This is a genomic window from Pseudovibrio sp. FO-BEG1, from assembly GCF_000236645.1.
Taxonomy (GTDB): domain Bacteria; phylum Pseudomonadota; class Alphaproteobacteria; order Rhizobiales; family Stappiaceae; genus Pseudovibrio.
The window spans coordinates 5,009,118-5,032,187 of sequence record NC_016642.1 but is presented as its reverse complement, the minus strand read 5'-3'; the positions used below and the strand labels follow the sequence as shown (position 1 = coordinate 5,032,187).

The window sequence follows — 23,070 nt, the reverse complement described above, 5'->3', positions numbered from 1 at the left end:
GATGGACATTCTCATGATTTCTGATGTTTTCTACAGAAAATTTGTGCGTACAGGCCGAATTGCGTGGGGTTCACTCCTTTTTTTGTGTGCTGCCTCAGCATTCGCCTATGCGCAGGAACGGTTCACATACACGCTGTCCATGTGCGATCCAGTGTCCTATCAGGTCTCGGAAACTCCGGAAAAGGGGCGTGAAGACCTGTCGCTCTCATGGGGCGGTCGGGTTTGGGCGTTCGCCAATGAAGGTAACCGGGAAGCGTTCAAGCACGATCCAGAGGTCTATGCCCCATTATTTCAGGGATGCGATGCCCTCTCACTTGCGCAAGGCTACCGAGCTGAGGGATTGGCGAAAATCTACCTTGTCTATAACCAGCGGTTATTGCTGTTTCAGAGCCGTGAACACCGCGCTTTGTTTCTGACGGCGCCGGACATTTTGCTTGCAAAGGCACAAAGTCGTGCACGCGATGTAAAATGCGGTCCATATCAATGATGTCCAGCTTGGAATTAAACCAGCAGGCTTGTACCTTTTTCGCCACATCACGAATCAATCATAGGGCCAGTTGGCCAAAGTTCTGGAGCGGTTATGTCAGTATTTAAGGAATTGTCTTCTCTTGATCTTGCCGCACTCGTCGCAAGCCGTGTGTGCCACGACATTATCTCACCTGTCGGGGCAATCACAAACGGTCTGGAAGTGCTGGATGAAGAAGGCAATGAGGACATGGCAGACTTTGCGATGGACCTTATTCGTAAATCAGCCCGCCAAGCTTCTGCGAAACTTCAGTTTGCGCGCCTCGCATTTGGTGCTGCCGGATCTGCCGGCGCTTCCATTGATTTGGGTGATGCGCAGGAAGTTGCTGTTGGATACATGAGCAATGAGAAGGCAAATCTTGAGTGGACCATGCCGCGTCTGCTGTTGCCTAAGAATCAGGTGAAGCTGATCCTGAACCTGCTTTTGCTCATGAATCAGTGTGTTCCACGGGGTGGTACCATTACCATCAGTATGGAAGGGGATGAGAGCGCTCCGAACTTTCTCCTTAAAGCTGAAGGCACGAATGCGCGAATCCCTCAGGTTGTAAGTGAGATTCTTTCCGGTCAGGAGCCTGAACGGGTAGATGCCCACACTGTTCAACCGATCTATGCGGTTTTGTTGGCAGGTGAAGCTGGCTTAAATATTGAGCTGGAGAAAGACGGTGACGCCGTCATATGCAAGGCAAATACTCAGGTTTCTGAGTCTGCCTGATCAACTGTCAAAAACAACCATTTATTGTAGGTTGGATGAATCTTACAATCTTTCAACCTATGTTAACCGTTTGGCTTAACACTCAACCTTAGTGAAATTTAGGAGTCTCGTTTTGAGGCTCCCCTAAGCATTGAGTGGGTGCGGGCCATGGACGATCTTCTCAGAGAGTTTCTCACTGAGACCAATGAAAGCCTGGATGTTGTAGACGTTGAGTTGGTGAAGTTTGAGCAAGAGCCAAACAACGCCACCATTCTGGATAACATTTTCAGGTTAGTGCATACAATCAAAGGCACTTGTGGGTTCTTGGGCCTGCCGCGTCTGGAAGCGATTGCTCATGCTGCTGAAACTCTTATGGGCAAGTTCCGCGATGGTGTTCCAGTAACACACGAAGCGGTTACGCTTGTTCTTGCTTCAATCGATCGCATTAAAGATATTCTTGCTGATCTTGAAGCTGCAAACGGTACTGAGCCAGAAGGTGCAGACCGTGATCTCATTGATGAGTTGGAACGACTTTCCCTAAGCGCTGACAACGATGACATGGCTGACGAAATGGCGGCAGCTATGGCAGAGGAAAAAGCTGCTGAGGAAGAAGTCGGTACCGATATCTATCAGGTTCTGGAGCGGCCATTGCGCCCTGGCGAAGTATCGCTGGATGAGTTGGAGCGCGCCTTCCAGGAAGCTGAAGTCGAAATCGAAATGCCTGATCCGGCTGAAGATGCAGAGGACGAAGCGGAAGCAATGGATGCCGCTCCTGAAGCTGCGCCTCAGGCAGAAGCTCCGGTTGCGAAGAAAGCTGAAGCTAAGCCGAAAAACCCAAGCGCAAAGGGTAAGGCTTCCAGTCAGGGTGTTTCTAATCAGTCCATTCGTGTGAATGTTGAGACACTTGAACACCTAATGACCATGGTGTCCGAGCTGGTGCTGACACGTAACCAGCTGCTGGAGATCGTTCGTCGTCATGAAGACAGCGAGTTCAAGGTTCCGCTACAGCGTCTGTCCAATGTAACCGGTGAGTTGCAGGAAGGGGTCATGAAGACCCGCATGCAGCCAATCGGCAACGCATGGCAGAAGCTTCCACGTATTGTTCGCGATCTTTCTCAGGAACTTGATAAGCCAATCGGTCTTGAGATGATTGGTGCGGAGACAGAACTTGATCGTCAGGTTCTGGAACTCATCAAAGATCCGCTGACCCACATGATCCGCAACTCTGCAGACCACGGTCTGGAAGAGCCTGCTGACCGTGTTGCTGCTGGTAAGCCAGAGAAGGGCAACATCACCCTTTCCGCTTATCACGAAGGCGGTCACATCATCATCGAAGTGAAGGATGATGGTCGTGGTCTGAACCTTGAGAAGATCAAGGAAAAAGCACTTAAAAACGGTGTGACCACCGAAGCCGAACTGGAAAAGATGGCAGATCAGCAGATCTACAAGTTCATCTTTGCAGCAGGCTTCTCGACAGCGACTAACGTGACCAGTGTTTCTGGTCGTGGCGTTGGTATGGACGTTGTGCGCAACAACGTTGAGCTGATCGGTGGTTCTATCGACCTTCGCTCCACTCCGGGCAAGGGTTCCAGCTTCATCATCAAGATCCCGCTGACGCTGGCGATTGTGTCTACACTGATCGTTGAGGCTGGTGGTGATCGCTACGCTATTCCGCAGCTCTCCGTTGTTGAACTGGTGCGTGTACAGTCCAACTCCGAGCACCGCATTGAACGCCTGAAGGATCGCCCGGTTCTGCGTCTGCGTAACAAGTTGCTGCCTCTGGTTCACATGTCTCAGCTGCTTGGTCAGACTGAGGAAGCTGATCTGGATGAAGATAACGGCTTCATTGTTGTTATGCAGGTTGGTAGCCAGACCTTCGGTGTTGTGGTGGACGGCGTGTTCCATACCGAAGAGATTGTTGTGAAGCCAATGTCTTCCATGCTGCGCAACATCAACATGTTCTCTGGCAACACCATCCTGGGTGATGGTTCTGTGATCATGATTATCGATCCGAACGGTGTTGCAAGCGCGATGGCAAGCCATGCTTCCGGTACGCTGACTGATACCTTCGAAGATGAGCAGGACAACGAGGAAGCTCGTGTGATTGATGCGGATGCTCCAATTTCACTGCTGCTGTTCCGTGCCGGTTCTGAAGAGCCAAAGGCTGTTCCGCTGTCACTGGTGACACGTCTTGAAGAATTTGATGTCTCCAAGATCGAGCATTCCAATGGTCGTGATCTGGTTCAGTACCGCGGTTCTCTGATGCCGCTGGTTTATGTAAACGAAGGTGATCGTCATAAGCCAGAGGGTACTCAGCCAATGCTGGTGTTCTCCGACAACGGTCGTTCCATGGGTCTGGTTGTAGATCAGATTGTCGACATTGTTGAAGACCGGATGACCATTGAGGTGGTGTCTGAGCGTCAGGGCGTGCTTGGTTCCGCGATTATTCGTGAGCGTGCAACTGAAGTTATCGACCTTGGTTATTATCTGCCGCTGGCATTTGATGACTGGTTCATGCGCAAAGAGATCGACACGACGACTAAGGTGAGAAAGCTTCTCTTCCTTGATGACAGTGCGTTCTTCCGCAACATGCTGACACCGGTTCTGAAAGCGGCTGGTTATGATGTCACCGTTTGCTCTAGCGCTCAGAGCGCATACGAGCTGATGGAGAAAGGCACCGACTTTGCTGCGATCGTGACTGACATCGAAATGCCAGATATCAGCGGCTACGAGTTCTGTGAGAGCCTGCGTCGTGATACGCGCTTCCGCCATCTGCCGATCATCGCACTGTCTGCTGTTGTGACACCAGCTTCTATCGAAAAAGGCCGTCAGGCTGGCTTTGATGACTATGTCGCCAAGTTTGACCGTCCTGGTCTGCTGGCAGCGCTCAAAGATGTTTTGACCAGTGAAATGGGAGTTGCAGCATGACAACTCATAAACTCTCCGCCGTCGAAGACGAAGACAACCGTCAGGGCAGTGCCGATCACATCCAGTATGTGACTGTGGTGATTGGCAGCCAGCTGTTTGGTCTGCCTATCTCTCAGGTTCATGACGTGTTTGTTCCTGAAAAAGTTACACAGGTTCCGCTGGCACCGCCTGAAGTGGAAGGCGTACTGAACCTGCGCGGGCGCATCGTGACTGCCATCAATATGCGTCGCAAGCTTCATCTCAAGCCAAATGATGCTGATCAGGGCATGATGGCTGTTGGTATTGAGTACAAAGGGGAGTCCTATGGCCTTGTTATTGATGCCGTAGGAGAGGTACTCAACTTGCCGAGAAATGAGATGGAAGCAAACCCATCCAACCTTGATTTCCGTTGGGCTGAGATTTCCGGCGGGGTTCATCGTCTGGACGGGCGACTGATGGTGGTACTGGATGTAGACCGTCTGTTGAGCTCCCTTATTGAACCTAAAGCTGCGTAAGCGCACCTTCGAAGCGAGAGAGCCGATTTAATGAAAAAGTGTCTGGTTGTTGACGATTCCAGCGTAATCCGCAAAGTGGCCCGCCGCATTCTGGAGGACATTGGATTTGAGATCACCGAGGCTGAGGACGGACAGAAGGCACTGGATGCTTGTAAAGCTTCAATGCCGGATGCGGTTCTGTTGGACTGGAATATGCCTGTGATGGACGGGCTGGAGTTTTTGGCCAAGCTGCGTGAGGAAGATGGCGGTGAGGAGCCGGTTGTTGTGTTCTGTACGACAGAAAACGACGTTGCTCACATCACCAAAGCGATCCGCGCTGGTGCGAACGAATACATCATGAAACCGTTTGATCGGGAGATTCTTTCAGCGAAATTTCAGGAAGTTGGATTGGTCTAAGTAATGGATATGGGCCGGCTGGGCATGTATGCAAAAGTTGAGGAGCCAAAGACGGAGAGATCCGGTCATGCGGCACCTATCCGGGTCATGGTCGTAGACGATTCCGTTGTCATTCGTGGGTTGTTCAGCAGATGGATTGAGGCAGATCCTGAGCTGGAAGTTGTTGCAACTCACAGAAATGGTGAGTTGGCAGTAAAAGACATTGAACGCAGCAACCCGGACGTTGTTGTGCTCGACGTTGAAATGCCTGTGATGGATGGCCTGACAGCTCTTCCGAAGCTTCTAGAAAAGAAACGCGATCTCATCATCGTGATGGCTTCCACGCTGACGCGCCGGAACGCCGAAGTAAGTTTGAAGGCTCTTTCTCTTGGCGCTACTGACTATGTCGCCAAGCCGGAAACAACTGGCCAGACAGCCAGTGCGACCGAGTTTCAGAGAGAGCTGCTGGAGAAACTGCGCTTGCTTGGACGTGGGGGAAAACGTCTTAAGCGCACGACCATTAAGCCAGCAGCTGAGCCTGTACGCAGAATGCGTGCGGAGATTGTCAATGACCCGCACAAACGACGGACTGAAACCTCTGTTGACCGGGCAGAGACGCGTGCAGCATTGCGCCGTCCGCGGACAATGGGGCTTCAATCAGCTGCAAAGCAAGAGATTACGCTACGGCCATATTCTTCGGTCGTGCCGAGGGCTCTTGTGATTGGTAGCTCCACGGGAGGGCCGCAAGCGCTTCAGCGTGTGCTGACTGATGCACGCGATGGTTTGCTCAAGGTTCCCGTTGTGATCACGCAGCATATGCCGCGGACGTTCACGACAATTCTTGCGGAGCATTTGCATAAGCAACTTCAGCTTCCTTCAAAAGAAGCTGAGCACATGGATGTATTGAAACCTGGGCACGTGTATATCGCGCCAGGCGGAATTCATTTGAAAATCGGCAAGCAGAACGGGCAGGCGGTTTCGCTGCTTGAAGACGGAGCTCCCGTCAACTTCTGTAAGCCATCTGTGGATCCACTTTTTGAAAGTGCAGCCGAAGTATTCGGTACCGCGTGTTTGGCACTCGTTTTGACCGGCATGGGCAGTGATGGCGCAAATGGCGTCAATGTAATTGCCGGTAAGGGCGGAAGCGTCATAGCGCAGGATGAGGCCTCCAGTGTTGTCTGGGGAATGCCAGGAGCTGCTGCCCGTACAGGGAACTGCAGCGGCATCGTGCCTCTTGATCAGATTGGTGCACAAGTCAAGCGTATCTTAAAAGGAGCCGCGCGATGATGACTTCTGAATATGATTTCTTGAAGAAATTTTTGAAATCCCGTAGCGGCCTCGTTCTTTCCGATGAAAAGCAGTATCTGGTCGAAAGCCGACTGATGCCTGTAGCTCGTCGTCATAATCTCAATGGATTGAGTGAGCTTATTCTTGCGATCAGCAAGCCGGGCTCCATGTCCCTGCAGAATGACGTTGTTGAAGCGATGACGACGAACGAGTCATTCTTCTTCCGTGACAAGAGCCCTTTCGAGAACTTCCGGAATGTGATGCTTCCTCATTTGCTTGAGGCACGTAAGTCACGCCGGAGTGCGCGCATCTGGTGTGCGGCTGCGTCGACTGGTCAGGAGCCTTATTCCCTCAGCATGTATCTGAAGGAAGACAAGGCGAAAGTTGGTTCGTTCCGCTTTGAGATTCTGGGTACCGACATTTCGACCGAAGTGCTGGAGAAAGCTCGCACTGGCATTTACAGCCAGTTCGAAGTTCAGCGCGGTCTGCCTATTCAGATGCTGCTGAAGTACTTCTCTCAGCAGGGCGAGCTCTGGCAGATGGCTCCGGAAATCCGGGCAATGGTGCAGTGGCGTAAGCTGAACTTGCTAGAGAACTTCAGCCATCTGGGTGAGTTTGACATCATCTTCTGTCGTAACGTGCTGATCTACTTCGACCAGCAGACCAAGATTGATGTGCTGAACCGCATCTATCGTCAGCTACCGGATGATGGCTTCCTGGTGCTTGGTGCTGCGGAAACTGTTGTTGGTTTGACTGATGGCTTTGAGCCTTATCCAAACCTTCGTGGTGTTTACCGCAAGAAGCAGGCTGCAAGTCGCCCGGCTGGTTCGACAAGCTTTACGCGGTCTACGGCAACTTCGCCAAGTACACCGGGCACTACCCGGCCAACTATTCAAGCTTTGGCGGGCGGGTCTCGCTTCTCAGCTTAAGATCAAGAAATGGGCCAGCGTTCAGCTGGCCTTTTTTATTGCGCATCGCTTCATTCGCTCGCAATTCAAATTCAATATGAGCGAATTCCTCCAAAAGATCCTCAGAGTTTCCCGTTAGTTTGACGCCGCTGAATGCCTGTTATCCGGGCACCGGGCTGAGGGAGTTTGAGTGATGAGTTCTCGTGATTTCTTTAAGCTGAGCAGACGGTCTGCCCTTGCTTTAGGCGCTGGCGGTTTGCTTGCGACAGGAATGAGGAGTTCGGATGTGGCTGCGGAAATTCCGATTGAACGATCCAATCAACACGCCCCAGCCACTGAGTTTCAGCTGGGTGAGTTCAAAGTGTATGCGCTCTTGGACGGCACCTTTGTTGCGGAGCATCCGCAGGATACGTTTGGTATGGACCAGACGAGTGAGGTGTTTGACAAAGCCAGTCACGACCACTTCATCTCCTCTACCAAGTTCAGAGGCTTTTTCACGCCGGTTCTGGTGAATACCGGTAATGGGCTGGTTCTGTTTGATACGGGAAGAGGTGTTCTTTCTCAGCCACAAAGCGGGAACTTGCTGAAAGCGCTTGCGACGGCGGGTATTCGTCCCGGTGACATTGATGTTGTGGTGCTGACGCACATGCATGCGGACCATACGGGCGGCCTGATGCAAAACGGCATTCCTACCTTTGCCAACGCGACGTATGTGACGAACCCGATTGAGTTCAACTACTGGGAAAAGCTTGGTCCTGCAGCGAACCAAAGTGCGCGGGTGTTTGCGGAGAATGTTCTGCCGCTCAAAGATAAATTCGACTTCATCAATCCGGGTGATCAGGTGGTGCCCGGCATTACAGCAATTGAGGCATACGGCCATACGCCGGGGCATACGGTGTATTCGGTGGAAGCCAATGGGCGAAAGCTTATGCTAACCGCGGACACTGCGAACCACTTTGTATGGTCCTTAGCCTATCCGGATTGGCGCGTTGTGTTTGATATCGACAAAGCACGGGCCGCAGAGACGCGTCGGCGCATCTTTGGGATGATTGCCGAGGAGCGCATTCCTTTCATCGGCTATCACATGCCTTTCCCTGCACTGGGGTTTGTTGAGGCTGTCGGAGACGGGTTCCGGTTCGTTCCTGGAACTTATCAGTTGCAGCTTGGCAATGAGGATGAGCAGGACCGGCCTGAGTAATCTACTTGGGTTTCCTTTGATATGCTGAAACAGCTACACCGCAGAGCACCATGACGGTTGCTATGATGAAACGCAGGTCGATGGCTTCAGAGAGGAACACAATCCCACCAGCAGTGGCTATGATTGGCACAGTGAGCTGAGCAACGGCAGCCGTGCTTGTTTGAAGCTGCGGAATGATTGCATACCAGAGGGCGTAGCCAAGACCTGAGGTGATTGCGCCGGAGATGACGGCTAAGACCACGCCTGCCGAGGTGATTTCACTGTTATCGGGAAACAGCAGAAGTGCCAATGAGACCAATGGGATGGCATAGAGGAAGTTCATTCCCGTGTCTTTCAGTGGGTTTGCTGCGCCTCTGCCGATGATGGAGTAAATCCCCCAGCCGACAGCTGCAACGGTCATGAGACCTGCTCCGAGCGGGTTTATGCCGGTGTTTGCCGGAGAGAGTAGGTATATGAGGCCTGAGAAGGCAAGGCCCGCGCCGATCCACTTCTGCAAACCCAGTTTTTCACGCTGAAGGAATGCGCCAACGAACATGGTGCTTTGCACCGCCCCAAAGAGCAGAAGTGCGCCGAAGCCGGCATCCAGAGAGATGTAGGCGTGTGAGAAGCCGAGAATATATGCGCAGAGTGCGAGCACTGCAGGATAGTTCGGCTTAGAGAACTGAAGCTTTTGGCTTCTGACGAAGATGAGGGCGAGGAGCATTACGGCTCCGGCAATGACCCTAATGGTTGCGAACGCGGATGGTCCAATCTCACCATCTGCGAGTGCTAAGCGGTTCAAAACGGAATTGGCAGCAAAAGCCACCATGACAATAGATGTAAGAATAAAAAGCCTCATGGGCGCACAATGGCAACAAAGCCTTATGATTGGCAAAACACTTAGGCGTTATTGGAGGTGTTTTCTCGATTAGCCTCCACGGGAAACGCAGAGGCTAACTGGTCTCTCATTTATGCGAATTCAGCTGCCCAGTCGAAATCAGCCGATGCTTCATAGGATTGAGGCCAATGCTTGCACCATTCTGGTCCATGGCATTGTTCTACCCGATCCGAGGCTGGGAAATAGGGCTTGATATCCAGCAGTGGTGTGCCGGGTTCTGTATCAATGTAAGGGACGGTGATGAGGCCGTGTTCTACATCGACATTTAGTAAGGACACCGTTGAGAGGCCGATCGGGTTCGGACGGGCAGGGGATCTTGATGCGAACGTACCAATCTCATGATTAGCCTTGGCGTATGGAGCTGGGAACTGCAGCGTGTTCCGGTCCTGCTCTGTTGCCGCCTGATCTGCCCACCACAGAATAAGGGCGTGGCTAAAGTCAGATAGATGCAGCAGAGCTGGTCTGTAATCTGACTGGATGTTGAGCTGGAAAAGCCCATCGGTTGCTGTGATGGTCCCGATGGCTCTCAGGTCTGCAAAGGTTTGCATCTTCGTATCCTCATATGTGTTTCGGACGTCATCAAGCTTGATGAAGCTACCCTCCGCTTACTTTCACCAAAGTGCAAGCTTTAGCGGTTTTGAGGATGAAGAGCGTTTGATTGCAGTTGGTTAGGTGAGAATCAGAAAAGCCCTGCGTGGTGTTGACCAAGCAGGGCTTCTACTGAAACTCTTTGAAAGTTTGCTTTGGAAGAGCGGTGGGCTCTTAAGCTGCTTTCTCTTCTGGTTCGCGCAGAACGTATCCGCGGCCCCATACTGTTTCGATGTAGTTTTTGCCAGCAGTTGCAGAAGCGAGCTTCTTGCGGAGCTTACAAATGAACACATCGATGATCTTCAGCTCAGGCTCGTCCATGCCACCATAGAGGTGGTTGAGGAACATTTCCTTGGTGAGGGTGGTGCCCTTACGAAGGGAGAGAAGCTCGAGCATCTGGTATTCTTTACCAGTCAGATGTACGCGTTGACCTGCAACTTCAACAGTCTTGGTGTCGAGGTTTACGGTGAGGTCTCCGGTAACAATCACGGACTGAGCATGACCTTTAGAACGACGTACAATTGCATGAATACGTGCAATCAGCTCATCCTTGTGGAATGGCTTTGTCATGTAATCGTCAGCGCCGAAACCAAGGCCACGGACCTTGTCTTCAATGCCAGCCAGACCGGACAGAATAAGAATTGGTGTCTTCACCTTGGATACGCGCAGTGTACGCAGTACCTCATAACCGGACATGTCCGGCAGGTTCAGATCCAGCATGATAATATCATAATCATACAGTTTGCCGAGGTCGATGCCTTCTTCGCCGAGATCTGTCGTGTAGACATTAAAGTTCTCGGATTTGAGCATCAGTTCAATGCTTTGTGCAGTAGCACTATCGTCCTCGATCAACAATACACGCATGTTAATCCCCTCGTGTTGCCTTTCCTGGGCAGTCGCGCCGGCCCAAAAACACAAACCGTTGCGAAGGAATACTATAAACCCGACTCAATTGAATGAGTTTATGGTTAACAGAACTCGAATCGCTACCGCAAGCGTTTTACTCTGACGTGGAACAGTTCTCTGGGTACAACCTAGAATTCAGGGGTGTAACCTTTCCTGTTCAACATTTTGAGACCGGTTGGCTTTCAATCGAATCAAGTGCTACTGAAAGCCATGTTTAGACGCTTCGTTTCCTTGAAAGGGCTATACGCCATTCAAAGTCTCCCCAATAACATTAAGCAGAAGCGTAAACGATCGGTTACCATCGACGAAAATGATTAATAGGGAATCTGTTTTGGACTCGCTTTTTGCAGAAATCGAATCATGCCTCCCAACCGAAATTTACGGGAGAGTAGAAGCAGTTAAGGGACTTCTGATCGAGGTCGCAGGCCCTGTTTACGCCATGAGCGTCGGGGCGCGTCTACTAATAGAAATAGGGGAGAACGCGGCGTCAATTCAAGCTGAAGTCGTCGGTTTTCGAGACGGAAGAGCGCTTTGTATGCCGTTTGGCGAGCTTGATGGTGTGCGTCATGGTAGCAAGGCGAAGCTGATTTCTCGCGAGAGTATCGTGCATCCATCGAGTGGTTGGCTGGGGCGTGTTGTTAACGCTTTGGGTGAGCCAATTGATGGAAAAGGACCGCTTCCATTCGGATCAATTCCGAGAAAATTGCGTGATTCACCACCTCCGGCTGCAGAAAGAGCGCGTGTTGGAGGTCCGATCGACCTGGGTGTGAGATCTCTTAACAGTTTTGTAACGTGTTGTCAGGGACAGCGCCTCGGTATTTTTGCCGGGTCTGGCGTGGGTAAATCCGTCCTTATGTCTATGCTTGCGCGCAATGCGGAAACTGAGGTGTCTGTCATTGGTCTGATTGGTGAACGTGGACGTGAGGTTCAGGAGTTCATTGAGGACGATCTGGGCGAAGAAGGTTTGGCGAAGTCTGTTGTGGTGGTTGCGACCTCTGACGAAAGCGTCCTCATGCGCCGGGAAGCTGCCTACCTTACACTGACGCTCTCTGAGTACTTTCGTGATGAAGGCAAGAACGTTCTTTGTATGATGGACTCGGTGACACGCTTTGCCATGGCGCAGCGTGAGATCGGCCTTTCTGTTGGTGAGCCGCCGACATCTAAAGGTTATACGCCGACGGTCTTCACTGAACTGCCGAAGTTGATGGAGCGTGCAGGGCCAGGTGCGGTGGGCAAAGGTTCAGTGACTGCACTCTTTACTGTGTTGGTTGAAGGCGACAACCATAATGAACCTGTAGCGGATGCGGTGCGTGGTATCCTTGATGGGCACATTGTTATGGAGCGGCAAATTGCCGAACGCGGTCGCTACCCGGCCATTAACGTGCTAAAATCTGTAAGTCGAACTATGCCGCGTTGCGTGCCTGAAGAAGCCTTGCCGATTCTCCGGCGTGCCAAGCAGCTGATGTCTGCCTACGCGGATATGGAGGAACTGATCCGTCTGGGTGCATATAAAGAAGGTGCTGACCCCCTCGTAGATGAAGCTATTGCTAAATATGACGCCCTCGAAGCGTATCTTGGGCAAATGAAGGGGGAAAAAACTACAATTGAAGAGGGATATTTCCAACTTGCTCACCTTTTGGAAATGACTCAGGCGTAAGCTCACTCTCCGGTAAAGGGAGTATTGCGTATGAAGAATCGTGAAGGCCTTTTGAAGCTGAAGAAGTTCAATGTTGATGAGAAGCGCCGTCAGGTGACTCAGATTGAAACGATGTTGAGCGATTTTGATCGAATGGCTGAAGATCTGGAGAACCAGATTGTTCAGGAGCAAAAACGTGTTGGCATTGATGATGTCACTCATTTTGCTTATCCGACTTTCGCTCGTGCAGCTGCACAGCGCCGGGATAACCTGAAGCACTCAACGGAAGAGCTGAAGGCTCAGCTTGAGAAAGCTCAGGATGAATTGACGGAAGCTGTTTCCGAGTTGAAGAAGATCGAGTTGATGGACGAACGCGACCAGATGCGCCAGCGTGCGGCTATGGAAGCGATTGAACAAGACGGAATGGACGACATCGCCGGGCGGATGGCTCGTCGCTAATCTTCCCCGGGGCTGAGAGTTCGTGGTCATTCCGCATGAATGACCTGACATTCTTGCGACCCCAGACTGGTCTTACCTCTTCAATATCCTTTATTGATCGCACTGCGCCCGTTCGCGGTGCGATACCTCGTGGTTGCTTTCATTTCACCAATGTTTATCTATAGGCTGTTGCGCCGTGTCCCGGTTGCCGGGTCAAAGCACTATCCATTTTTCGGGAAGACGCTTCTGGAGCCTATATGCCTGTTTTACTTGGTTTCTTAATTCCAATTGCTGCGTTTTCGTTTGGCCTCGGCCTTACGCTTCCCTTATTGAGCATGGAGCGTCTCTACTTTTTGCAGGACACACCTAGCCTGTTGCAGGTGATCAGCGGGCTTTATGAGGATGGTGAGGTTTCCATCGCTGGTCTTGTGTTTGTGTTCTCCGTCTTCCTGCCTGCTCTTAAAATTCTTGTTCTTGGTATTTCTGCTTTGCATCGGTCTTCCAGCAAATGGCTCACCACGCTGAGTTATCTTGGTAAGTGGTCCATGATGGATGTGATGCTGGTGGCGCTGGTGATTTTTGCCGCCAAGACCAGTGGGCTTGCCAGCGCTCAGGTTCTGCCGGGGCTGTGGTTCTATGCTGGAGCTACGCTTTCAACGGCGATTGCTGCATTTATGGTTGGGCGACGCGCCAAATAACCTCTGCATGCTTTGATCTGTCAAAAACCCTGTTTGCGCAGGGTTATTTTGTCGGTTTGTCTTCACCGGATCTTCTCGTTTATGTTGTAAAGCGGTAATGTTCGCTTGATTTTTGCACGTTTCCATTCTGGGTGATCCATGCTTTTCCGGTTTATTCTTGCAGCGTTTGCTGCAATCTTTCTTAGTTTTGCCAGTGTCGCGCAGGCTCAAGATTCCTCAGCTTCGGCAGAGGGAGGGGCAGATGTTCAGCAGGCCAAGCAAGCTCTGATCAAGGTGCTTGAAGACCCGAAAGGTCGTGAAGCGCTCATCAAGATTTTGCAGGAAGAACAGGCGAAAAGTGCTTCCGGATCCGAGGCGTCTGGCACACCGGTGAACCCGGAAGCGAAAGCAACGATTGCTGCGCAGATCGGGTCTTATGTGCAGGAAGGCGTTACGAGCTTTTATGATTTTGGCGCGCTCATTATCTCAGGTCTTTCCGGTTATGAAGACCTGATTGATGGGCAGTCGCAGGTGGATCACTCGCGGCTGTGGGATGGCATTTTCAGTATTATTCGCGTGTTACTGCCAGCCTATCTGGTGCTGATTATTTTGCACCGTGCTTCAACGGCTTACATGCGTCGCCATGAGAAAGGCCCGGATCGTCATTCTCTGTTTTTCCGCGTTGGCTTGCTGGCGATTACCTCGGTGTTTGATGCTGCGTTTGTGGGCATTGCATCGGGTGTCGGCTATTTGTCTGCTTATATCTTCTCATCAGATCCGACGGTGCAGAGCATCAACAATGTTGAGCTGTTCGCTATCAATGCCTTCTTCCTGATTGAGATGTCACGTGTTGTGATCCGCTTTGTGTTTGCGCCGCACCGGTCTGCTTTCCGACTTCTGCCATTCTCTGACAGCGAGGCTGTTTACTGGGCGCGCCATCTGATCCTGATCGTCGGTATTCTTGGGTTTGGTGTCCGTTTGGCTGTGCCAATGGTGGGCGTGAACTTCTCAGCTCAGTTGGCTGGCAGTGTTCGTGTCACGGTGGTGCTGCTCTGTATTGTCTATCTGACGACAATCATCCTGCGGTCCCGTTTGCGGGTGCGGGATGCTATTCGCGTTTATGCGGATAGCTTCAAAGGTTCCAACTTCTCGGTTCAGTTGTTCAAGGGACTGGGTTTCGTCTGGCATCTGCTGGCGCTGCTTTATGTGTTTGCGATCATGGTTGCGTGGTTGCGTACACCGCTCGACGCGATCAACTACATTGCCCAAACCAGTGCGATTTCCTTGCTGGTTATCTTCATCGGGCTGGGCATTATGAAGTTGCTGACACGGGTTATCCGTAAGGGTGTCGATCTTCATGATGCGTTGGACCATGTGTTGCCGACTTTTGAAGACAGGCTGAACTCGTTCCTTCCTGCTGTTTGTGCCGTGCTGCGTGTGATCGTCGGTATCTGTGTGGTTATTGGTGTTCTGGAAGTCTGGGGTGTTGGCAGTTTCTGGCAATGGATCTGGACAGGTGACGGTATTGCCTTTGCAAACGCCGTGATGTCCGCAGTTATTGTTATTCTTATCGGTTTTGCTCTGTGGCTGACGATTATGTCCTGGATTGATCTGCGTATTCTGGAACGGGAAGGCAAGACTGTTTCCAGCCGTACCAAGACGCTGTTCCAATTGTTCAGCAACGCACTTTCTATCTTGATGATCGTGATGTTTACGCTTCTGGCTTTGTCTGAACTCGGCATTCAGATTGCGCCACTGATCGCAGGTGCTGGTGTTGTTGGTCTGGCGGTTTCGTTCGGCTCGCAGAAGCTGGTGCAGGATGTGATTACCGGTGCCTTTATTCAGCTGGAAAACGCTATGAACGAAGGAGACTTCGTGGAGGTTGGCGGTATCAGCGGTACGGTCGAGCGCTTGAGCATTCGTAGTGTGAGGCTGCGCGATCTGAATGGTACCTCTCACATTATTCCATTCTCCTCTGTGACCAGCGTTTCCAACTCCACGCGCGACTTTGCTTATGCTGTTTCTGTGATGGGGGTTGGGTATGACACCGACATTGAAGTGGCCAAGGAAGCCATGCATGAAGCGTTCCGCCGATTGGAGGAAACACCGCACAATGTTGCGATCCTTGGTGAGCTGGAGATGCATGGTGTGACCGCGTTTGGTGACTCTGCCATCAACATCCGCGCACGTATCAAGACACTGCCGGGCAGCCAGTGGGCGATTGGCCGTGCTTATAATGAGTATCTGAAGGTCGTGTTTGATGAGCGCAGCATTGATATTCCGTTCCCGCAAGTTACCTACCATGTGGCCAGTGACAGCAGCCCGGAGGAGGTTCCTCAGGTTGAGCAGAAAAAGCCTGCTCCGGCCAAGGGACGTAGCTCCCAAGCTGGAGGGAATGAAGGTGACAACACCTCTGAGGAAGATGGTCAGACCTGATGTAACCCTAGGTGAATCAGTCTCCTGAAACCTGACAGTTTCAGTTTCGTATGAAAAAAGCGCGCTCGTGTTCGAAACGAGCGCGCTTTTTTATTGTTGCCCAGTGTTAAACAAATTGACGAGAGAAATCGGGCAAACAAGCGATTTTTTCTCTTGCTTGTGGGAGTTTCGTTTTAATACATATATATGATAATAGGTTTCGTTGACTTTCGAAAATATTCGAATAGGTTCGGCGTAACGAATATGCGTGCTATCACGGATTCATTGGCGAGAACCGTGGAATTGAGGGGCCAACCATGAGTAAGAGCTATGATCTATTTGTCATAGGGGGCGGAATTAACGGCTGCGGTATTGCACGTGATGCCTCTGGTCGCGGACTTTCAGTTTTTTTGGCGGAGAAAACTGACTTTGCAAGCGCGACCTCCTCGGCCTCGACCAAGCTGATCCACGGTGGATTGCGGTATCTGGAATACTATGAGTTCCGTTTGGTTCGTGAAGCGCTGAAGGAACGTGAAGTTCTGTTGAACATGGCGCCGCACATCATCTGGCCTCTGCGCTTTATTCTTCCGCACCACAAGGGTCTGCGTCCGGCATGGTTCCTGCGTCTTGGCCTGTTCATGTATGACCATCTGGGTGGTCGTAAGCTGTTGCCAGCTACGAAGACTGTGCCGCTTGATCGTGCTCCGTTCAATGATGGGCTGAAGTCTCTGTTCACGCGGGGTTTTGAATACTCCGACTGCTGGGTGGATGACGCGCGCATGGTGGTGCTGAACGCACGCGATGCTGCTGCTCGTGGAGCTGAGATCCGCCGTAATACGGAGGTTGTTCGCGCCTCCCGTACTGACAGCGGTTGGGAAGTTGAAATTCGTGACAGCGTGAGTGGCAAGAGCGAGCTGGTTCAGGCGAAGGCGCTGGTGAACGCGGCTGGTCCTTGGGTGTCCAACGTTCTGAAAGGTGCGATCGGGCTCAACAGTCAGGCGAATGTGCGTCTGGTGAAGGGCAGCCACATCATCGTGCCGAAGATGTTTGAACATGATCGCAGCTTCATCTTCCAGAATGCGGATGGTCGTATTGTCTTTGCGATCCCTTATGAGAATGACTTCACGCTGATCGGCACCACGGATGTTGATTATCAGGATGACCCTGCTGGTGTGTCCTGCTCTGACGATGAGATTGCCTATCTGTGCAGCGCTGTCAGCGAGTACTTCTCCAAGGAAGTGACGCCGGACATGGTTGTGCGCACGTACTCAGGTGTTCGCCCGCTTTATGACGATGGCGCAAGTGAAGCGCGCGCAGCGACACGCGACTACGTTCTGGAGATGGATGAAGGTGAAAACAAGGCTCCGCTGCTGAGCGTGTTTGGCGGCAAGATCACCACTTATCGCCGACTTGCGGAACATGCGCTTGAGAAACTGGCTGTTTATCTGCCGCAAGCTGCGAAGAAGAATGCATGGACGAAAGACAGCGTTCTGCCGGGTGGTGATTTTGAGCCGGGTGACTTTGGGGCCAAGGTTGCTGCGCTGAAATCAGCTTACCCGTTCCTTGAGCATGACCATGCTTATCGTCTGGTACGCTCCTACGGTTCTGACGCCATGAGAATTCTTGGGTATGCGAAGACCACTGCTGAACTTGGTGCGCATATTGGTGGCGACCTTTATGCCTGCGAAGTGAACTGGTTGGTTGAGCAGGAGTGGGCTGTGACTGCAGAAGACATTCTGTGGCGGCGCTCCAAGCTGGGTCTGCATCTGCCGAAAGAAGCTTCTGGCGTGCTGGAGCATTATCTGGCGAGCTACTTTGAAGCGAACCGCATGGCGGGTTAAGTTACAGGGCTCTGTTTTTCTTTTTGTGCGTATTCTTATCCGAAAACCGGAACCACTTTTCGGGAATACGCTTTGTCAGAAAGGCAGAGCCTGTTTTATGTCATGGCGCCTTGTATGGGATGGTATACACAACGGTTGGCCTTTATCTTGGTGTTTTGACCTTTGTATTTTGGCACGTGACATTCTAGGTTCATCATCAGATTGTTTCGGCGTCTCAGAAAAGATACTGGCGCCAAATTGGATTTTCGAAGAGGGAAAACCTCTTCCGGGGAGGAATATATGACAGGGTGGGTGCTCTCCATTGATCAGGGGACGACGTCAACGCGTGCGATCGTTTTTAATGACAGCTTCGAAAGTGTGGGGGTTGGGCAGCGTGAGTTTCCGCAGCACTTTCCGCATGAAGGTTGGGTAGAGCACGATCCTGAAGACCTTTGGAATACGACTGTTGAGACATGCCGCGAAGCGCTGTCTGAAGCAGGTCTTGCTGCTGAAAAGATCATCGGCGTGGGCATCACCAACCAGCGTGAGACGACGCTGATCTGGGATCGCAAAACCGGTGAGCCGGTTTATAACGCGATTGTCTGGCAGGACCGCCGCACATCTGCTTTCTGCAGCACGCTGAAAGCCGCTGGTCATGAAGAGATGTTCACCCGCAAGACTGGCCTGCTGCTTGATCCATACTTCTCCGGCACCAAAGTGGCCTGGATTTTGGACAATGTAGAAGGTGTGCGCGAGCGGGCGGAAGCTGGTGAGCTGGCGTTTGGTACCGTTGATACCTGGCTGATCTGGCGTTTAACCGGCGGGAAGTCTCATGTGACTGACGCGACCAACGCGTCCCGTACGCTTCTTTATAATATTGGTGAGAACCGCTGGGATGAAGAGCTGCTGGCTCTGCTGAACATTCCGATGAGCCTTCTGCCAGAAGTGAAAGATTGTGCTGATGAATTCGGTACGATCACTGCCGATCTGCTGGGCGCTGAGCTGCCGATTTACGGTGTGGCGGGTGACCAGCAGGCCGCGACTGTTGGGCAGGCGTGCTTTAAGCAGGGCATGGTGAAGTCAACTTATGGCACCGGCTGCTTTGCATTGCTGAACACTGGCGAAGAGCTGGTTTATTCCAAGAACCGACTGCTCTCCACGATTGCCTATCGTCTGAATGGCAAGACCACCTATGCGCTGGAAGGCTCCATCTTTATAGCGGGTGCTGCCGTGCAGTGGCTGCGCGATGGGCTGAAGATCATCGACAATGCAGCGCAGACACAGCTGATGGCTGAAAATGCCGATCCGGAAAGCCATGTTTATCTGGTTCCGGCGTTTGTTGGTCTGGGTGCTCCTTATTGGGATCCTGAAGCACGGGCGGCGATTTTCGGTATGACCCGTTCCACCGGTCAGGATGAAATTGCGCGAGCAGCACTGGAAAGCGTCGGTTACCAGACTGTTGATCTGATCAACTCCAAGTCTTCCGACATGGGCTCTCCGCTGAATGGTGACACCGTGCTGCGCGTTGATGGCGGTATGGTTGCTTCTGACTGGACCATGCAGTTCCTTGCGGACATTCTTGGCCGTCCGGTGGATCGTCCTGTTGTTCAGGAAACCACTGCACTTGGCGTTGCATGGCTTGCGGGCATGAAGGCTGGTGTGTGGCCAACCATGGAAGAGTTCTCCGAGCGGTGGAATCTGGATCGCCGCTTTGAGCCGAACATGGAAGCGGCAGAGCGTGAGAAGCGACTCTCCGGTTGGCACGATGCGGTCTCCCGCACACGATCTCAGGCGTCCTAAGTCTGTGTGAAATTGGCTGCGGAAGGTGCCGGATTGCCGGTTACACACTTTCCGCAGCGTCATTAACTCACTGAATTTATTGCTTTTCCACTGTGGTTCTGGATTAATTTGCTTTCAGATATATCACAGTATTGACCTTTGCGGGTTTGGGGGTCATATTGCCTGTAATATATCACAGGTGAGGATGATCAAAATGTGGACTGGTGTTTACCCGGCTGTCACAACTAAATTTACAGAGAACGATGAGCTTGATTTTGTAGAGATGGAGCGTTGCTTCCAGCTGCAGATGGATGCAGGCTGCGATGGTATTATCGTATGCGGTTCTCTTGGTGAAGCGATGGCGCTGGAGCCAGAAGAGAAAATTGAAATTCTCAAGATTGCTAAGAAGGTATGCGGTTCCAAGCACGTCATTATGACTGTGTGCGAAAGCTCCACCCGCCGCGCGGAAAAAGCATCAGCAGATGCAGCCGCGGCTGGTGCGAATGGCCTGATGGTTTTGCCGGGCGTTCCATACCGCTCTGCACCGCATGAGACTGTGGCTCACATTAAAGCTGTTGCCAAAGCTGGTGGCATTCCGGTGATGGTGTACAACAACCCGGTTGCTTACGGTGTTGATGTCACTTTGGACATGTTTGCTGAGCTGGCAGATGAGCCGCTTATCGTTGCGATGAAAGAATCCACCGACGACATTCGCCGCGCGACTGAAGTGATCAACCGTTTTGGCGACCGCTTCAAGGTGCTGACTGGCGTGGACAACCTTGCGCTTGAGAGCCTGATGATGGGCGTTGATGGCTGGGTTGCTGGTCTTGTTGTGGCGTTCCCGCGTGAAACTGTTGCGATCTACCAGTTGACGAAGGCTGGCCGCTATCAGGAAGCGCTTGAGATTTACCGCTGGTTCCGTCCGCTTCTTGATCTGGATGTGTCCACCAATCTAGTCCAAAATATCAAGTTGGCAGAGATGGTTGCTATCGGTTCTAATGACCGTGTCCGTGCGCCGCGTCTGGCATTGTCCGGTGCTGAGCGTGCACGCGTCATCAAGGTGGTGGAAGATGCTATTGCATGCCGCCCGGAACTGCCGGAGCTTAAAGAGCTATGCGACACATCCATGTAATCGGAGCCGGGGTTGTTGGATTGGCAACAGCCCTGCGCCTTCAGCAAGAAGGCCATAAGGTTGCTCTGATTGACCGCAATGGTCCGGGTGAAATGGCCAGCCGTGGGAACGCGGCTGGCATTGCATGGACGGATGTTGCACCTTTGGCTTCTAAAGGAATCTGGCGGAAGATACCCGGTTGGTTGCTTGATCCGCTGGGACCGCTGGCTGTGCGCCCGGCATATGCGCTTAAAATTCTGCCATGGATGCTGCGGTTCTCGCGGGCATCTTTTCCTGACAAACTGAAACACAGCGTTCTTGGCAAAGCGGCCATCAACAAAGCGTCTCTTCCGGCGTGGGAGCGGCTGTGGCAGGCGTCCGGCACGCGGCATCACGTGTTCCTGAAGGGATGCCTTGAGGTTTATACCGAGCAGAGCCAGATTGAGGGCGTCCGCAGTGAGTGGCAGGAGCAACGGGAACACGGCATTGAAGTGCAGGAACTCAATGGAGATGAGGTCCGGGAACTTGAGCCTGATTTTTCTGAGCATGTTGTTGGCGGTGCGCTCGTTCCGGGGTGGATGACTGTTGATGATCCGCATGCTCTTTGCCTGAGCCTTGCGGAAGCGTTTGAGCGCAACGGTGGCAAGATCCTGAAGAACTCAGTCTCTCATATTCAGCCGCAAGGGGATCATATTGTTCTGCATGTGGAGGGTGAGGAGCAGATCCTCAGCGATCATGTGGTGATTGCCTGTGGTGCATGGTCCAAGACGCTGGCGGCCCAGTTGGGGGACAAGGTGCCGCTTGAGACGGAGCGAGGCTATAACACCACCTTCTCGGATCCCAATGTATCTTTGAAGCATGCGGTGATGGTACCGGGGCTTGGCTTTGCGGTGACGCAGCTTTCTCACGGTTTGCGCGTTGGTGGTGCGGTTGAGTTTGGCGGCCTTGAGCTGGATGCCAACTGGAAGCGTGCGGATGCGATGGCTGAAAAGGCGTCTCGTCTTCTACCGGGATTGAACCGTGACAACGGCATTCGCTGGATGGGGCATCGGCCTTCCATGCCGGATACTCTGCCGGTTATCGGACATTCGAAACACAGCGAACGCGTGACATATGCGTTTGGACATGGTCATCATGGCCTTACACAAGCAGCAATTACAGCTGAACTGGTCAGTGACCTGATTTGCGGTGAAACACCAAAAATAGATTGCACACTTTACAGTGCTCAACGATTTTAAACTGGTCCTTCCGGGGAGATTAGAGGGCTCCATCGGTTGACCGTTGGCATCTTGCTGAGATGCCATGGAATGAGGGGAGGGGATCTTGGTCTCCAAGAGTTTTTTCTGTGTTGATGGGCATACCTGCGGTAACCCTGTGCGACTGGTTGCGGGTGGTGCACCGGCTTTGCGCGGCAATGATATGCTGGAGCGGCGGGCGGATTTTCTCAAACGCTATGACTGGATCCGTACCGGCCTGATGTTTGAGCCACGTGGGCATGACATGATGTCCGGCTCCATGCTTTTTCCTCCGACACGGCCTGACTGTGATGTTGCGGTGCTGTTTATTGAGACATCCGGTTGCTTGCCCATGTGCGGGCACGGCACCATCGGCACCATCACCATGGCTTTGGAAGAAGGGCTGATTGAGCCTCGTGAACCGGGAAAGGTGTATCTGGATACGCCAGCCGGATTGGTGGTTGCCGAGTATTTTGAGAAGGACGGATACGTCGAGAGTGTTCGCCTGATCAACGTGCCAAGTTATCTGGCAGAGACGGGGATGACCGTTGATCTGCCGGGTGTGGGGGAGATCAGCGTGGATGTGGCTTATGGCGGAAACTTCTACGCCATTGTTGAAAGCCAAGAGAACTTCCCGGGTCTTGAGAATGTGAGCGTCTCACAGCTGCTGGACTGGAGCCCGCGTTTGCGTGCTGCGTTGAATGAGAAGTACTCAGTGACCCATGCTGAGGATAAGCGTATTAACGGTATCAGTCATATTCAGTGGACTGGCAAGCCGACCTCCGATGCTGCTGATCGGCGCAATGCGGTGTTTTATGGCGACAAAGCTTTGGACCGCAGCCCGTGTGGCACTGGCACCTCTGCCCGACTTGCACACCTCTACGCCAAGGGTGAGCTGAAGGTTGGCGATACCATGCGCCATGAATCTATCATCGGCTCTGTGTTCGTTGGCGGTGTGAAGGAAGCGGCAAACGTGGGCGGGCATGACGGCATCATCCCAACCATCGAAGGCTGGGCCCGCAAGACAGGTTACAACACCCTCTTCCTCGACGACCGCGACCCCTACATGACCGGCTTCCAACTGGCGGCCGAAGGTGTGAAGCACTTTCCGGATAAAGGCAGTTACGAAGGATAGCGTAGTAGAGCAGGCCACTTGAAAAGCATTTGTTTTTCAAGTGGCTG

At 52.3% G+C, this 23,070-nt stretch carries 20 protein-coding genes; 17 read left to right on the top strand and 3 right to left on the bottom strand.

Translation table 11 applies throughout. The features are described from left to right. Positions 1–13: 13 nt before the first annotated feature. From PSE_RS22590 to PSE_RS22555, 8 genes are all read left to right on the top strand, one after another. Positions 14–487 carry a hypothetical protein gene (locus PSE_RS22590; protein WP_148266190.1) on the top strand — a complete coding sequence of 158 codons (474 nt, stop codon included), beginning with the start codon at positions 14–16 and terminating at the stop codon, positions 485–487. A gap of 93 nt (positions 488–580) precedes the next feature. Next, positions 581–1,237, top strand: coding sequence for a histidine phosphotransferase ChpT (gene chpT, locus PSE_RS22585; protein WP_008551467.1), 657 nt, complete (start codon positions 581–583; stop codon positions 1,235–1,237). Positions 1,238–1,384: 147 nt separating this feature from the next. Next, positions 1,385–4,144: a hybrid sensor histidine kinase/response regulator gene (locus PSE_RS22580; RefSeq protein ID WP_008551308.1), complete on the top strand. Its 2,760-nt coding sequence runs from the start codon at positions 1,385–1,387 to the stop codon at positions 4,142–4,144. Then, positions 4,141–4,638 (top strand): chemotaxis protein CheW, encoded by a 498-nt coding sequence (locus PSE_RS22575; protein ID WP_008551425.1) that lies wholly within the window; start codon positions 4,141–4,143, stop codon positions 4,636–4,638. Before PSE_RS22580 ends, PSE_RS22575 begins: the two co-directional genes overlap by 4 nt. 30 nt (positions 4,639–4,668) lie before the next feature. Continuing rightward, positions 4,669–5,034: a PleD family two-component system response regulator gene (locus PSE_RS22570; RefSeq protein WP_008551604.1), complete on the top strand. Its 366-nt coding sequence runs from the start codon at positions 4,669–4,671 to the stop codon at positions 5,032–5,034. Between the two features lie 3 nt (positions 5,035–5,037). After that, positions 5,038–6,300, top strand: coding sequence for a chemotaxis response regulator protein-glutamate methylesterase (locus PSE_RS22565; protein ID WP_008551507.1), 1,263 nt, complete (start codon positions 5,038–5,040; stop codon positions 6,298–6,300). After that, entirely contained in the window at positions 6,297–7,229 is a 933-nt protein-coding gene (locus PSE_RS22560) for a protein-glutamate O-methyltransferase CheR (RefSeq protein WP_008551369.1), read from the top strand. The genes PSE_RS22565 and PSE_RS22560 overlap by 4 nt, the downstream gene beginning before the upstream one ends. Before the next feature lie 172 nt (positions 7,230–7,401). Then, positions 7,402–8,406 carry an MBL fold metallo-hydrolase gene (locus tag PSE_RS22555; RefSeq protein WP_014286921.1) on the top strand — a complete coding sequence of 335 codons (1,005 nt, stop codon included), beginning with the start codon at positions 7,402–7,404 and terminating at the stop codon, positions 8,404–8,406. Between the two features lies 1 nt (position 8,407). Here PSE_RS22555 and PSE_RS22550 read toward each other — a convergent pair whose 3' ends face one another. The 3 genes from PSE_RS22550 to ctrA form a co-directional block, all read right to left on the bottom strand. Further along, the gene (locus PSE_RS22550) at positions 8,408–9,244 is read right to left on the bottom strand and encodes a DMT family transporter (protein WP_041768764.1); all 837 of its coding nucleotides are present in this window, start codon (positions 9,242–9,244) and stop codon (positions 8,408–8,410) included. A gap of 110 nt (positions 9,245–9,354) precedes the next feature. Further along, a complete protein-coding gene (locus PSE_RS22545; protein ID WP_014286918.1) occupies positions 9,355–9,831 on the bottom strand; it encodes an SAM-dependent methyltransferase in 477 nt (158 codons plus the stop codon). 214 nt (positions 9,832–10,045) lie between these two features. Further along, positions 10,046–10,735 (bottom strand): response regulator transcription factor CtrA, encoded by a 690-nt coding sequence (ctrA, locus tag PSE_RS22540; protein ID WP_008551652.1) that lies wholly within the window; start codon positions 10,733–10,735, stop codon positions 10,046–10,048. 373 nt (positions 10,736–11,108) lie between these two features. Here ctrA and fliI point away from each other — a divergent pair, with 373 nt between their 5' ends. The 9 genes from fliI (at position 11,109) to PSE_RS22495 (ending at position 23,023) form a co-directional block, all read left to right on the top strand. Beyond that, entirely contained in the window at positions 11,109–12,434 is a 1,326-nt protein-coding gene (fliI, locus tag PSE_RS22535; protein ID WP_051126002.1) for a flagellar protein export ATPase FliI, read from the top strand. A gap of 30 nt (positions 12,435–12,464) precedes the next feature. Then, positions 12,465–12,872, top strand: a complete 408-nt coding sequence (fliJ, locus tag PSE_RS22530; protein ID WP_008551685.1) for a flagellar export protein FliJ — start codon at positions 12,465–12,467, stop codon at positions 12,870–12,872. Between the two features lie 236 nt (positions 12,873–13,108). After that, entirely contained in the window at positions 13,109–13,549 is a 441-nt protein-coding gene (locus PSE_RS22525; protein WP_014286913.1) for a paraquat-inducible protein A, read from the top strand. A 138-nt stretch (positions 13,550–13,687) separates the two neighbouring features. Then, positions 13,688–15,964: a mechanosensitive ion channel domain-containing protein gene (locus tag PSE_RS22520; protein ID WP_014286912.1), complete on the top strand. Its 2,277-nt coding sequence runs from the start codon at positions 13,688–13,690 to the stop codon at positions 15,962–15,964. A gap of 296 nt (positions 15,965–16,260) precedes the next feature. Continuing rightward, entirely contained in the window at positions 16,261–17,784 is a 1,524-nt protein-coding gene (glpD, locus tag PSE_RS22515) for a glycerol-3-phosphate dehydrogenase (protein ID WP_014286911.1), read from the top strand. A gap of 279 nt (positions 17,785–18,063) precedes the next feature. Next, positions 18,064–19,563: a glycerol kinase GlpK gene (glpK, locus tag PSE_RS22510; protein ID WP_014286910.1), complete on the top strand. Its 1,500-nt coding sequence runs from the start codon at positions 18,064–18,066 to the stop codon at positions 19,561–19,563. Between the two features lie 193 nt (positions 19,564–19,756). Next, complete coding sequence (locus PSE_RS22505; protein ID WP_041768763.1) at positions 19,757–20,674, top strand: dihydrodipicolinate synthase family protein; 918 nt, start codon at positions 19,757–19,759, stop codon at positions 20,672–20,674. Beyond that, positions 20,656–21,891: an FAD-binding oxidoreductase gene (locus tag PSE_RS22500; RefSeq protein WP_014286908.1), complete on the top strand. Its 1,236-nt coding sequence runs from the start codon at positions 20,656–20,658 to the stop codon at positions 21,889–21,891. The genes PSE_RS22505 and PSE_RS22500 overlap by 19 nt, the downstream gene beginning before the upstream one ends. 85 nt (positions 21,892–21,976) lie before the next feature. After that, positions 21,977–23,023 carry a 4-hydroxyproline epimerase gene (locus tag PSE_RS22495; RefSeq protein WP_014286907.1) on the top strand — a complete coding sequence of 349 codons (1,047 nt, stop codon included), beginning with the start codon at positions 21,977–21,979 and terminating at the stop codon, positions 23,021–23,023. Positions 23,024–23,070 lie beyond the last annotated feature (47 nt).

Bases quoted from the DNA above. Each gene is read 5' to 3' on its own strand.
- fliJ (WP_008551685.1), top strand. From the start codon at position 12,465: ATGAAGAATCGTGAAGGCCTTTTGAAGCTGAAGAAGTTCAATGTTGAT.
- glpK (WP_014286910.1), top strand. From the start codon at position 18,064: ATGACAGGGTGGGTGCTCTCCATTGATCAGGGGACGACGTCAACGCGT.
- PSE_RS22545 (WP_014286918.1), bottom strand. From the start codon at position 9,831: ATGCAAACCTTTGCAGACCTGAGAGCCATCGGGACCATCACAGCAACC.
- ctrA (WP_008551652.1), bottom strand. From the start codon at position 10,735: ATGCGTGTATTGTTGATCGAGGACGATAGTGCTACTGCACAAAGCATT.
- PSE_RS22565 (WP_008551507.1), top strand. From the start codon at position 5,038: ATGGATATGGGCCGGCTGGGCATGTATGCAAAAGTTGAGGAGCCAAAG.
- PSE_RS22550 (WP_041768764.1), bottom strand. From the start codon at position 9,244: ATGAGGCTTTTTATTCTTACATCTATTGTCATGGTGGCTTTTGCTGCC.
- glpD (WP_014286911.1), top strand. From the start codon at position 16,261: ATGAGTAAGAGCTATGATCTATTTGTCATAGGGGGCGGAATTAACGGC.
- PSE_RS22525 (WP_014286913.1), top strand. From the start codon at position 13,109: ATGCCTGTTTTACTTGGTTTCTTAATTCCAATTGCTGCGTTTTCGTTT.
- PSE_RS22500 (WP_014286908.1), top strand. From the start codon at position 20,656: ATGCGACACATCCATGTAATCGGAGCCGGGGTTGTTGGATTGGCAACA.
- PSE_RS22575 (WP_008551425.1), top strand. From the start codon at position 4,141: ATGACAACTCATAAACTCTCCGCCGTCGAAGACGAAGACAACCGTCAG.
- PSE_RS22520 (WP_014286912.1), top strand. From the start codon at position 13,688: ATGCTTTTCCGGTTTATTCTTGCAGCGTTTGCTGCAATCTTTCTTAGT.
- PSE_RS22505 (WP_041768763.1), top strand. From the start codon at position 19,757: ATGTGGACTGGTGTTTACCCGGCTGTCACAACTAAATTTACAGAGAAC.
- PSE_RS22570 (WP_008551604.1), top strand. From the start codon at position 4,669: ATGAAAAAGTGTCTGGTTGTTGACGATTCCAGCGTAATCCGCAAAGTG.
- PSE_RS22590 (WP_148266190.1), top strand. From the start codon at position 14: ATGATTTCTGATGTTTTCTACAGAAAATTTGTGCGTACAGGCCGAATT.
- chpT (WP_008551467.1), top strand. From the start codon at position 581: ATGTCAGTATTTAAGGAATTGTCTTCTCTTGATCTTGCCGCACTCGTC.
- PSE_RS22555 (WP_014286921.1), top strand. From the start codon at position 7,402: ATGAGTTCTCGTGATTTCTTTAAGCTGAGCAGACGGTCTGCCCTTGCT.
- PSE_RS22580 (WP_008551308.1), top strand. From the start codon at position 1,385: ATGGACGATCTTCTCAGAGAGTTTCTCACTGAGACCAATGAAAGCCTG.
- PSE_RS22560 (WP_008551369.1), top strand. From the start codon at position 6,297: ATGATGACTTCTGAATATGATTTCTTGAAGAAATTTTTGAAATCCCGT.